Here is a 12,670-nt window from a genome sequence, read left to right on the forward strand (position 1 = left end):
TATCAATGGATTGTGAGATTAGCTTAGTACTGGGCTTGTCGGTTCATTTATTGTAGGATGAAAGAAGAACGAAACGTAAGGAGCGTCCATAGAAATGAAGAACGAATTTTTCTCATATAATTCAAGGCTCGGAATCCACCTTCCCCGGTTCTCGAAGGAATGGCACTCTTATTCTTCTGAGGAACAGGAATTGATTCTTCTTGAATGGGAGCGCGTGCGGGGAATGATTCCTGACCGGATACAGGAAGTTGAAGTGGAGATCGAGCGGCTGCAAGGGGAATTAGCTCAGGAAGAGAACTTTGAGAGATCCTGCATGATCAATGGAGAGATTTCAGAGAGGGCTTCAGAAATCAATGATTTATGGATCTGGTACCGGACCAATCCGGAAAAAACACAAAGGGGAATCATGTGAGTACATCATCCCCCTTTGTTTATTAATCATTTTTCTTTTCACGCAAATAGCGGTACTGATAATATTTTTCGGCAAAATCAGTGATTTTCCTGGAAAGCTGATAATTGGATCCTGCTCCGATGGCAATGCTGACAAGGGGCAGACCGGACCACTTCTTCCCTTTGAACATGGTGATGGCCATTGCTTTCAGCGCCTGCTTCATGGAGCCTTCCAGCCACGTATAGTCCGTCAGTTGCTCCGATCCATCATAGAAGTAATTGGAATCCTTCTTATTTAAATCCTCCATCAGATCTTCCCAGGCAAGTGCCCGAAGCCTTGCCGGCAGCGTGGCTGCATGGAACACCTTCAGAGACGTCATCATTTCAAATGGCGTCTGAACATCAAATCCATAGGTGATGGCAATGAGCTGCACCGAACGAAGATTGATGACAAGCATGGCAGGAAGATCTGAACCGATCGCCACCAGGCCGCCTGTCCCCGTCACCCCTCCTTGTATTAAAGAGTAGATGCGATGACGTCCCGCATGTTGTTCCGCTATGTAATGAAGCTGATCGATCGTTAAATAATGAAGATCCTCAACCGTCTGAATATCTTGATTAAAAGCTCTTGCCGTCACAAGGATGCGCTCACGTGCATCGTTTTGCATCTGTGAGCCTTGGATAAGAGAATGCATGTGAAACAACCAGCCATCAAGACGCTGGAAAAATTGAGCCTGAACATCTTCCGGGATCGATTCAAAGGCGTAATCCAACCATTTGACATATGTATGCTCCAAATCATTCGCTTCGTATTCAAATAATTCATCTCTCCACGTCTTGATCGACTGCCATACCTGCTTATCTCGTTCTGACCAATTCACTTCTCCCACTCCTTACATTCCGTCATTTACGTCTAGTATACCATATATATAAACGACAATTCTGGAAAGTCTTTTGAATACTCTGAGATTTATTCCCCTCATATAAAAAGCCCTTTTCGCAAAGATTGTTGCTACTGTAGAGAAGAAAGTACTAGTTGATTTCCGCTCCAGGATGCTCGCTTTCCGCGGGGCTGGCGGTGAGCCTCCTCGGCTGCGCCTCCGGGGTCTCACTTATCCAGCTACGGGGCTTAGGGGCTCGAGGTCATAAGCCAAGTCTGCCAAAAAGGCAAAGTGCGCCTTTCCGGCAGACTCGTCTTATGCTTGTCGCCCCTGAGCTAAGCCCCTCCGCTTTTCGTACTGTCCAGCTATTCCCGCAGGAGTTGATCATCCTACAGCGAGAATCAACTTTCTGAGCATGTATCCTTAATGGAAATCAATAAAAATAAGAGTTTTAGCAAACAACCTTACTTAAGTGTAGAGATTGACTTCCCTTTTATAAAAGTAGAATTATTTTTTCTAGTTATATGGTTTTATTGCGTATGTTGAAGCTCTGTCACAGAAATTCTGTTAAAGATGGTGAGGGGAACTGCGTAGACTCCGGCGGATTTTGGAAGTGCCGAGACCCCGTTCGGCTAAGCTGAGGAGGCTCGGCCGAACGCTAGCTGCAAGCGGAGCAGTTTCCCTCTCCATCTAGCACGCACTAATTGACAGAGCCTTGCAGAAATTATGTTAAAAACAACAAACTTTGAAAAAAGAACTTATAAAAAAACAGGATCACCGTCAAGGCAATCCTGTTTGCGTTATTAGATATTTCCTTTTTCCACTACATCACGTGCAATCATTACTTCTTCGTTCGTCGGGATGATCATGACTTTTACAGGTGAATGCGGATAGTTAACGAATGCTTCCTTACCGCGGACCTGGTTGCGTGCCGGATCCCAGTATACGCCCATGAATTCCAGACCTTGAAGGACTCTTTCACGGATAAGCGTACTGTTTTCACCGATACCCGCTGTGAAGACGATGGCGTCTACACCGTACATGCGGGATGCATAGGAACCAATATACTTGTGGATACGATTTGCGAACACTTCAAGAGCCAGTTCCGCACGCTCGTTCCCTTCAGATGCCTGCTGTTCAATATCACGAAGGTCACTTGAGAACCCGGATACACCAAGCATACCGGACTTCTTGTTCAGGATGTTCAATACTTCATCAGCCGTTGATCCTGTTTTTTCCATGATGAACGGGATAAGGGCAGGGTCGATATTACCAGAACGTGTTCCCATGGCAACCCCTGCTAAAGGAGTGAAGCCCATTGACGTATCGATCGACTTACCGCCTTCGATCGCCGCGATACTTGCACCATTACCTAAGTGACAAGAAATCAGGCGAACTTGCTCTTTCGGACGGCCAAGCATTTCCGCTGCACGCTCTGATACATACTTGTGGGAAGTACCGTGGAAACCATACTTACGGATTCCATAATCTTCATAATACTCGTAAGGAAGGCTGTATAAGAACGAACTTTCCGGCATGGATTGGTGGAACGCTGTATCAAAGACAGCAACCGCTGGCACATTAGGCAATACGTTTTGGAATGCCTTGATACCAGTAAGGTTGGCTGGGTTATGAAGTGGAGCCAGATCAGAAAGTTCTTCAATCTTAGACACTACGTCTTCCGTAATCAGAACGGAATCATTGAACACCTCGCCACCGTGTACGACACGATGTCCGATCCCATCGATTTCATCAAGTGAATCGATGATGCCGTAGCCTGTCAGCTTTTCAAGCAGCATTTTAACCGCTACTTCATGGTTCGGGATATCTGTTACTTCTTCACGTTTCTCATCATTCACCGTTATATTAAATACCGCATCGTTCAGTCCGATACGTTCAATAAGACCTTTTGTAATAACCGTTTCTTCAGGCATATCAAAAAGCTGAAACTTTAAAGAAGAGCTTCCAGCATTAATTGCAATCACTTTTTTTGCCACGTTGTATCGCTCCTTTTGTTTTCGATCTCTTGACTCTTATTTATTCTGTTCATTGAATCATTTTTTATCTCTCAATTCCCCATTAAATCACTGACTCCCACCTATTTCAAGAAAAAGCTTGAAATGACATCGTTTTCATGTTAAATTAAATATTTTCGCAAAAATTAGAATTCTAAGCAATAAGAGTGGTTACGGTAGAAGTTGGACTTCGCGGGCGGGCGGCGAATTTCGTCGAATTGTGCAGAACGGTCGGTATAGTGAAAGTTTGGTTGATAAAATGAAAAAACGGTTGATATATTTTTTTAACGGTCGATAAATCAAAATAACGGTCGATATATACTTTTAACGGTCGATAAATCAAAATAACGGTCGATATATACTTTTAACGGTCGATAAATCAAAATCGAACCCCTCTTTCCTTCATACCCCCAACAAAAGGAGAGTAAAACACAAAAAAACAAGACCACCATAGGCAGTCCTGTTAAACACTATTGTTTATTCTGTGCAAGCCACTGATCGATCTTGGACATGATGTCCTGCAGGGCACGTTGATTTGATAAGCTTGGCAGCTGAGCAAGCAATACTTCCTTAGGAGGCTTAAGACCTTCTTTTTTCTTTTGAAGGATCAGGATGCTCTTTGCTGAGTTCTTATTTTTGAATAATGACAGGGGCAGCTGTAAGAAGCCTTGGATGTCGGCCTTTTCTTTCAAATACGTTTGCAGCTGTGCACTGTATGGAGATTCGAAAAGTCCATTTGGCACGATGAAGAAAAGGTATCCTCCTTCTTTCGTGTGCTTCAGGCTCTGTTCCATAAACAGATGGTGGGCATATGAATGACCTTCTTCTGCTTTCAACTCATAATCCTGTGCTCGTAGATCGTTCGGGTAATAACCGATTGGCAGGTCACATAACACAAGGTCTACAGGGTCGATGAACAGGGGTTCGATTGAATCCTGATTAAAGAGCTGCAATGGATGTTTTTGAAGATCGGCTCCTACGTAGGCGAGTTTGATCAATACTTCATCGATTTCAACCCCGATGGATTGCGTTTCTTTTCCCGGCATCTGATTGAGGACCGTCGTCAGGAGGTTCCCTGTCCCGATCGCCGGATCCAGGATGGTGAGCTTGTCCATGCCCTTGGTGAATTTATTGACCAGGTAGCTAATAAATAAACCAAGAGAGTCCGGTGTCATTTGATGGTTCGGCTGAACGTTTTCTTTCATTCCTTTTAAAATCGCAAATTGAAAGGCTTTACGGATATTTTCATTCTCAAGTTGAGAAAGGTTCACTACATCGTACTTTTTGTTCAAACGTTTCTTGGTCAGTTCACTTACTTCCTCTTGCAGGACGTCACCCTGAAAAAGGTTTTCCCCTGTTTCGGCTACAGCCTCTAAATAGCTGCATGCTAATTCCTCTTGCAGCAGTGTAGCCGTTTCATCGATTATTCCAAATAATGATTCGACTGGCGAATTAATCATCGGCATTCATTCCTTTATCACAATTTCATTCATCTATTTTACCTCTGTCCATACCGTTTGTAAAAAAAACAATGCTGACCATGGGTAAGTAAGGTCAGCATGTCTTGAAGAATATTCTGGTTTAGACAGGATTATTTCGCGTTTTTCACTGCTTCAACGGCAGCGTCATAGTCCGGGTGATCAGTCGCTTCGCTTACATATTCCACATACGTCACTTCATCATTGCTGTTTACGACGAATACCGCACGTGCAAGCAGACGAAGCTCCTGGATGTGTACGCCGAATGCTTCCCCGAAAGAAAGGTCGCGGTGATCGGAAAGCGTCTGCACATTTTCAATTCCGTTCGCTCCGCACCAGCGCTTTTGCGCGAATGGAAGATCCACGGAAACGGTCAATACTTCTACATTATCAAATTTCGTTGCTTCTTCATTGAACTTGCGTGTTTGTGCATCACAAACACCTGTATCGATGGAAGGAACGACACTGATCAAACGCACCTTGCCTTTGGAATCATTCAGTGTGACTTCCGACAGATCATTAGCTAATACTGTGAAGTTGGGAGCTTTGTCCCCTACTTTTACCTCATTACCTAATAGAGTGACAGGGTTTTTCTTAAATGTAATGTTTGCCATTATTTGTTCCTCCTCCATAATAATATGTACATGTTTATAGTACAGAAAAACGATGCGGTAAAGCAAATCATAGGGATTGTTTTCAAAAAAAAGATGAGCTCACTCATACTCGAGTAAGCTCTCCATCTCTTACAGATCAAGTTTTTGATTATGATTACCCTGACTGTTATTGTCCTGCTTGTTATCGTCCTTTTTCATCATACCCTGAATCTTCTCGATGGCACCCGGAGCCAAGTCCAGCAGGCGATCGATCAGATGAGTGCTTTCATCTAAATGGAGCATCTTGATTCCTTTTGAGCTGACGATCAGGAATGCGATCGGCGTAATGGAGACACCGCCCCCGCTACCTCCACCGAATGGCTGCTGTTTAGGGGATGACTTGTCACTTCCGCCGTCTCCGCCTTTTCCTCCACCATCCTCTTTTCCTTTGCCATCAATGATGAATTCACTTCCACCTGCAGCAAATCCAAAGCCAACCTTCGATACTGTCAGGATGACACTTCCATCGGGTGTTTCAACGGGATCACCGATAATCGTATTCACATCGATCATTTCTTTTAAATTTTCCATTGCCGTGGTCATTAGACCTTCAATAGGATGTTCTGACATATAAAGACCTCCTTATTAAACTGAATGTTTTTCTCCAGAAATTGTGGAAAGGGGTTTTGTCTTGAACTTAGCCATACCGCCTCGCCAGTACCGAAGTATCTTGAAACCTACTAGGATAGCATTCCCTATCCGAAACTGGATAATACATGAAAATTGCGTTTGGATCACAGCATGCTGGAATGTCGGAGTCACCTCTATGACGGGCATGGATTGTAGGCGCATATAACCGCTCAGAATGCCGATGATGCTCCCTTTCATCCCCCAGATCGTCCCTGTTAACGTCCCTGTTGATGCTGCATCCCCAGTGCCGAATAACGTCTTCCAATGCACATGATCCAGTTTGACTTTCTTGAGAAACGACCTGATGATTCTGTGAAGTGACTGGACATGGATGATGATCTCCTTCGTATCATTCAAACTATCTATAAAATCATTTGGAGTAATTTTCTTTTTAGAAGTCTTTTTATTTGATGGATTGCTTTCATTGCCTCTTTTTTGTTCTTCCTCAAACACGATATTCGGACCATCGTCATCGAGTTTGACTAACGGAATATCGATTGTATATTTTAGCAAGCCAAACCATGCCCTAAGCTTCACCTTGAAATGGTCATTGTCATTCCCGTGGTACAAAGATAGAGTAACGGTCAGCTTCGTTATAATAAGAAGAAATAATATTAACAAGATAAGTGCCATAACGATCAATAAAGTCCAAATCCACCAGCTCATATTTTCACACCCTTCAACCTCTTATTATGGCCTTTGCCCGGGAAAATAAACGAAGGAGGAGAGATTTTGTGCAAGGAGGGGCCTGTTTAACGGGAAAAAGGAGTATTATTCGCAGAATATACTTGCGATAGTGAATTTTTTTCCGGTCTCTGAATGATTATTCGGTCAGTGGAGGTCGATGCGCGCGCCTGCTTTTTAATAATTGCGTCGTTTCCCTCTGGATTTGCGTCTTATTTTAATTAATTGCGTCATTTGTAACCGTAATTGCGTCTTTTTTCAATTATTTGCGTCCTTTTTAACGGTTATTGCGTCTAATTACAATTAATGTAAATACAAAATCCTTCTCTCAATAGAAAAACCAAACCCATATAAACAGGTTTGGTTTCTAAACAATCATTTAAAGCGCAGGCTTAAACTCCAGCTTCTTCTTTTCCTGAACCACCGTCGTATCGGCGAACAAATCATGTATTCCTTGTTTTTTATTCGTAAAGGCTACAACCACGTATAGAATGAAGATCGTGGTAGAGATAAAACGACCGATCAATTCTCTGAAGATAATCGTTCCCCACGAAGGCTTCTTCCCTTTTAAATCGATGACCTTAATGCCGAATACCATTTTACCGATTGTTTGGCTGAAGTATTTTGTCATTAATATAAAGTATCCATAAAAAACAATACTCGTTAATATCGAAATAGGAGCAAACATGGAGCCTTCCGATAGTGAAATATCCAATAGTTTAAAAATTGGATTGACGACTAATCGTGTAATGCTACCAATCACGATAAGGTCCAGTAAATATGCCCAAAACCTTATCCAAAATCCTGCTAAGTAATATCCATCGCCCAGCCCCGATTGATGCGGAGATGGCGAATGAATTTCGATACGCTCCCGCTCTTCATCATGTAGTACAGAACGATCTTGTGTGTCACTCACGTCATTCACCTTCCTTATTCAGAGTATAGATACATTAATCGTGGAGAATTTGGTTTGGATAGCAGCTTCATCAATGCCACAGCTTCCATGTCCTGCCCGATCATTTTCTTAGCACCCATACTGAAGAATTCAGAGAAAGGATCGCCTGCAGTGTATTCAAATACTTGAGCACCTTTTAACTTATGGTCTTTTTTCATGGCTTCGATGGTATCTTCTACATAGCCGAATTCGTCAATCAGATTGGCTTCTTTGGCCTGGATTCCGTCGTATACTCTTCCATCTGCAATTTTCTTGACCTCTGCTTCGGACATATCGCGGCCACTCGCAATGACATCCACGAAACCTTCATAGGAATTGTCGATCATGGATTGAAGGATCTTTCTCTCTTCATCCGTCATTTCACGGGTCGGACTCATGATATCTTTATATGGTCCGCTCTTGATGGTCACGAAATCGACCCCATATTTTTCTGCTAATTCAGAGTAGTTGATGCTTTGCATGATGACACCGAGTGAACCCGTCAGTGTTTCTTTGCTGGCGAATATCTTCGTAGCCGGTGCAGATATGTAGTAACCTCCGGAAGCTGCAGTCCCCCCCATTGATACATAAATCGGCTTCTTCGTTTTTTCCATGATTTCAACAAGCTTCGAATGGATCTGAGCACTCTCCACTACGCCTCCACCTGGGGAATTCACTTTCAAGATAATCCCTTTAACCGATTTATCTTCTTGAACCGCATCCAGCTTTTTCATAAAGAGTTCATGATTGTATCCAGGGCTTTCGAATACGGATGTAGCCCCGCCCGTATCCTGAATGACGCCTTCCACTTCTAAAACAGCGATTCGTTTCTGTGCATTTCCTTCTTCAATCACTTCTTCACCGAAAGCATTCTCCATCCCGCCAAACATATCTTCAAATGCTTTATCAAAATCACTGGTTGCCGCAGATGTAGCGAAATTGACTACGACAGAAACAAAAAATAACCCAACAGCAATACCTAATGCCGTCCATCTTTTTGCATTCATTTTGTATATTCCTCCCTTGTTTACCCTATCTTATGTAAGGATATGAATATCATTCTCACGTGAAAACATGATAGAATATTCACTAAGTTAGATTCTAGCAAAATTTTAAGGAAATGGGAAAAATTATCTTATTTTTTATTCCAGGGAGGTACATACGATGAATAACCGTCGAAATATTTATTTCTATGCCCTACACGAAGAAGGGATGCAGGCAAAGCTCGACCGTTTATACGAGCTTGCCAAGCGCTATGATTTCAACATTGTCGATTCTCCAAAGACAGCGAATATCATCGTCAGTATCGGAGGTGATGGAACGTTCCTTCAAGCCGTCCGCCAAACGGGATTCAGACAGGATTGCTTGTATGCAGGCGTTTCAACAGGTGGCACCCTGAGTATGTATTGTGATTTCCATATTGACGATACGTCCAAAATGATTGAAGCGATGACAACCGAGCAAATCGAAGTTCGCAAATATCCGACCATAGAAGTAACCGTTGATAACCAAACTTCCTTCTATTGTCTGAATGAATTCAGCATCCGCTCCGGCATCATCAAAACCTTTGTCATGGACGTATTCATCGATGAAAACCATTTCGAAACGTTCCGGGGAGATGGCATGATCATTGCAACGCCGACAGGAAGTACGGCTTACAATAAATCCGTCAGCGGAGCAGTGGTGGATCCCATGCTGCCTTGTATTCAAGTGAGCGAGATGGCGTCCCTGAATAATAATCGCTATCGTACCCTCGGGTCTTCCTTCATTCTCAGTGATAAGCGCCGTTTGGTCCTTAAGATTGTCCAGGACGGTAATGACTACCCTGCAATGGGGATGGACAATGAGGCTCTCAGTATTCAACACGTGGAAAAAGTCGAAGCGAAATTAAGCGATAAAATCATTAAAACGGTAAAATTAAAAGATAATTCGTTCTGGGAAAAAGTGAAGCGTTCGTTCTTATAAAAAAATGGGGTTCTGAATGGGTATCAGAACCCCATTTTCCTGTCTGTTGTGCCAAAACCAGGCCAACTTGTGCCACTTTGATCGGTTGTTGTGCCAAATTGTGAACAAGTGCAAGTTCCGTCCCTCTATTACCAGTGAACAAAACCAAGGTCCGTCCCTATAAAAAACGCTCCAGCACATGCTGGAGCGTTTCGCATTTCATCACGCAGACAATCTCGCTTCCCTTCTTCGCTTTCGGGCGTACTGCACTCTTGAAGCTGTGAAGATGGTTAAGGCGAGCCATATGAACATAAACGAAATGAGATGGGTGAATGAGAATGTTTCGTTATAGACCCATATGCCAAGTATCAATGTGAGGGTCGGTGCAATGTATTGCAGGAACCCGACCATGTAAAGCGGGATTTGCTGAGCACCCTTTGAAAAGAATAATAAAGGGATGGCGGTTACCGCCCCGGCACCCATTAATAAGAGGTCCGTCCCTAACGATACATGGAATAGAGACATGGAACCTTCATTGTACATATAGCCTAGGTAAAGTAAGGACACTGGAGCGATGGTCATGGTTTCCAGGGTCAGGCCGATGGATGATTCGACCTGAATGAGCTTTTTGGCTAATCCGTATAATCCGAAAGAGAATGCAAGACCTATGGCGATCCATGGGAAGTCACCGTAGGATATCGTTAGGATCAGAACCCCGACCGCGGCCAATCCAAAGGAGACGATTTGAGCCTTTGACAAGCTTTCCTTCAGGATGAATACCCCTAACAATACGCTTACCAAGGGGTTGATATAATAACCCAGGCTCGCTTCCACCATTTGATTTGTATTCACGGCCCAGATATAAATGAACCAGTTCATGCTGATCAATAAAGAAGCCAGTAGTAGCGCAAACAGCTGCTTCTTTTTCGTAAGCGATGTTTTTATATATGCCTGAAAGTCCTGCCAGCGTTTACTGACGAATAAAAAAAAGAGCATAAACCAAAAGGACCAAAAAATGCGGTTAGCGAGAATTTCATAGGCGGAAACATGACTTAACCATTTCCAATAGATCGGGAGGATTCCCCATAAAAAATATGAAAAAGCTGTGTAGATGATTCCAGCTTGGTCGTTCTGCTTCATAAAAACACCCCAAAACTATTTCTATTTCCGAAATATCTCCATTATATCCATGAAAAGTTTTGGGGGCAATGATTATTTATTTTTTTTATAAACGATAGACTCGTCCACAATCGTCATATCTACCACTTTGTCTAACAAGAGATCGGCATCCTCTTTGAAGGGATCAATGTCTAAAACGGTAAAGTCCGCTGTAAAACCTTCGCGTATCACGCCTCTGTCATGTTCATGATGACAGGCATAGGCACTTCCTTTTGTAAAAAGGGATATGGCTTCATACATTGTCAGTTTTTCTTCCGGGCGATACTCAGTTTTATCAGGATCCAATGGATTCGTTCTCGTAACCGCCGCATGGATCCCCAATAGCGGATTAATCGGTTCGATCGGCGCATCAGATCCACCGGCACATGGAATGCCTTCTTCAAGCAGGGTTTTCCACGCATAGTTATACTGCATGTTTTCCTCGCCAAGTCTCTCGACTACCCAAGGAAAATCTGACGCAACAAATCTTGGTTGAATATCAAGGATCAACGGAAGATCCTTTATTTTCTCGATCAGTTCTTTCCGCAGGATTTGTGCATGGATGAGTCGATCCCGTCTTTCAAAGTGAGATGGCTCTTCGATGATGGCATCCACTACATTTTCAAAAGCCTGATCCCCGATGGTATGGACGGCAATGGGAAGATCATACTTTCTTGCCTTTTTCACAAGTTCAAGAAGCCTTTCGTTTGTATGGATGCTGACACCGGTCGTACTTGGATCATCGGCGTATGGATAGCTTAACAGGGCTGTCCTTCCGCCTAAAGCGCCATCAGCAAAGATCTTCATGGCACCGAATTCAATGAATTGATCGCCACTCTGGAAGTGATGTCCATCTTCCTTCCAATCCTCAATCACTTCATGATGGACCAGCAGGTGAGACCTGAATTTTTTCTTGCCTTCGGTAATGGTTTTGACAAATGCATCATACGTTTTCTTAAAGTTTCCATAATAGCTTAAATCCTCTGTATGACCACCGACCAGTCCATTCTCCCAGCAGCTTTCGATCCCCTTTGTCAGGGCCTCTACCAGATACTCGGATGAGATCGGGGGTAATGCATCGATCATCAGATCCTGGGCCTTATCCTTTAAGAGGCCGTTTAGGGCACCACTTGCGTCCTTCTCAATTAACCCTCCGCCAGGATTTGGAGTCCCTTCATCAATACCGGCATTTTTTAAGGCGAGTGTATTCACCACCATGGCATGACGGCAAATGCGTTTTAATAGAACAGGATGTTCCGGTACGACTTCATCAATTTCCTGCTTTGTTAAAACCTCCGCATCACTCCAGAGGTTTTCGTTCCAGCCTTCACCGATGACCCATTGACCTTTCTCCAGGTCCTGTGCCTTTTCTTTGATTGCCTCTAACACTTCCTGCTTGCTATTCATACTGGAAAGATCCAGCCTCATTAACGTTTCGCCGTGACCGATCAGATGCATGTGACTATCTACAAACCCCGGGAACATCACTTTCTGCCCAAGATCTACTTCGGACTCGATCGTGAACTGATCATTCTTTTCCAATTCGTAGGATGAACCGAGCCCTTTGATGACTCCGTTTTCCGTGTAGACTGCTTCAACATGATGTCCTTCGTTTTCCATTGTGTAAATGATTCCGTTTTTCCATAAAGTACCCATGATGTTTACCCCTTCTTTGTAAAAAAATTCTGTTTTTCAAATGTACCATATTATAGGAGGAATCTGAAAGGGAGAACTATTTTTTATAACGCTCTTTTCACAAAGAACTTTTTAAAAATAAGTTCTGCAAGGCTCTGTCAATTGGTGTGTGCTGGATGGTGAGGGGAACTGCTCCGCTTTCCGCGGACGTTCGGCCGAGCCTCCTCAGCTTCGCTTCCGGGGTCTCGGCACGCACGTACTTCCGCAG

Annotated in this window: 12 protein-coding genes; 2 read left to right on the top strand and 10 right to left on the bottom strand. The window is 43.4% G+C overall.

Annotation, left to right across the window (positions count from 1 at the left end; translation table 11 throughout):
* The first annotated feature begins 94 nt into the window (after positions 1-94).
* Positions 95-412, top strand: coding sequence for a hypothetical protein (locus ACCB35_RS17035; protein WP_374054620.1), 318 nt, complete (start codon positions 95-97; stop codon positions 410-412).
* A gap of 22 nt (positions 413-434) precedes the next feature.
* Here ACCB35_RS17035 and ACCB35_RS17040 read toward each other — a convergent pair whose 3' ends face one another.
* The 8 genes from ACCB35_RS17040 to sppA form a co-directional block, all read right to left on the bottom strand.
* Positions 435-1,271 carry an EcsC family protein gene (locus ACCB35_RS17040; RefSeq protein WP_374054621.1) on the bottom strand — a complete coding sequence of 279 codons (837 nt, stop codon included), beginning with the start codon at positions 1,269-1,271 and terminating at the stop codon, positions 435-437.
* 803 nt (positions 1,272-2,074) lie between these two features.
* Positions 2,075-3,268, bottom strand: coding sequence for an acetate kinase (locus ACCB35_RS17045; protein WP_374054622.1), 1,194 nt, complete (start codon positions 3,266-3,268; stop codon positions 2,075-2,077).
* A 488-nt stretch (positions 3,269-3,756) separates the two neighbouring features.
* Positions 3,757-4,746 carry a class I SAM-dependent methyltransferase gene (locus ACCB35_RS17050; RefSeq protein ID WP_374054623.1) on the bottom strand — a complete coding sequence of 330 codons (990 nt, stop codon included), beginning with the start codon at positions 4,744-4,746 and terminating at the stop codon, positions 3,757-3,759.
* 131 nt (positions 4,747-4,877) lie between these two features.
* Positions 4,878-5,378, bottom strand: a complete 501-nt coding sequence (gene tpx, locus ACCB35_RS17055) for a thiol peroxidase (protein ID WP_374054624.1) — start codon at positions 5,376-5,378, stop codon at positions 4,878-4,880.
* A gap of 129 nt (positions 5,379-5,507) precedes the next feature.
* Complete coding sequence (ytfJ, locus tag ACCB35_RS17060; RefSeq protein WP_044339424.1) at positions 5,508-5,987, bottom strand: GerW family sporulation protein; 480 nt, start codon at positions 5,985-5,987, stop codon at positions 5,508-5,510.
* A gap of 15 nt (positions 5,988-6,002) precedes the next feature.
* Positions 6,003-6,713: a DUF2953 domain-containing protein gene (locus tag ACCB35_RS17065; protein WP_044339425.1), complete on the bottom strand. Its 711-nt coding sequence runs from the start codon at positions 6,711-6,713 to the stop codon at positions 6,003-6,005.
* A gap of 397 nt (positions 6,714-7,110) precedes the next feature.
* Positions 7,111-7,596 carry an RDD family protein gene (locus ACCB35_RS17070; RefSeq protein WP_374057056.1) on the bottom strand — a complete coding sequence of 162 codons (486 nt, stop codon included), beginning with the start codon at positions 7,594-7,596 and terminating at the stop codon, positions 7,111-7,113.
* A gap of 65 nt (positions 7,597-7,661) precedes the next feature.
* The gene (sppA, locus tag ACCB35_RS17075; protein WP_374054625.1) at positions 7,662-8,672 is read right to left on the bottom strand and encodes a signal peptide peptidase SppA; all 1,011 of its coding nucleotides are present in this window, start codon (positions 8,670-8,672) and stop codon (positions 7,662-7,664) included.
* Between the two features lie 157 nt (positions 8,673-8,829).
* On the opposite strand from sppA, the gene ACCB35_RS17080 reads away from it, so the two are divergent.
* The gene (locus ACCB35_RS17080; protein ID WP_374054626.1) at positions 8,830-9,630 is read left to right on the top strand and encodes an NAD kinase; all 801 of its coding nucleotides are present in this window, start codon (positions 8,830-8,832) and stop codon (positions 9,628-9,630) included.
* 201 nt (positions 9,631-9,831) lie between these two features.
* Here ACCB35_RS17080 and rarD read toward each other — a convergent pair whose 3' ends face one another.
* Both rarD and ACCB35_RS17090 read right to left on the bottom strand, forming a co-directional pair.
* Positions 9,832-10,749: an EamA family transporter RarD gene (gene rarD / locus ACCB35_RS17085; RefSeq protein ID WP_374054627.1), complete on the bottom strand. Its 918-nt coding sequence runs from the start codon at positions 10,747-10,749 to the stop codon at positions 9,832-9,834.
* A gap of 72 nt (positions 10,750-10,821) precedes the next feature.
* Entirely contained in the window at positions 10,822-12,423 is a 1,602-nt protein-coding gene (locus tag ACCB35_RS17090; RefSeq protein ID WP_374054628.1) for an amidohydrolase, read from the bottom strand.
* Positions 12,424-12,670 lie beyond the last annotated feature (247 nt).

Source organism: Rossellomorea sp. FM04394 (genome assembly GCF_041889765.1).
Lineage (GTDB): Bacteria > Bacillota > Bacilli > Bacillales > Bacillaceae_B > Rossellomorea > Rossellomorea aquimaris_B.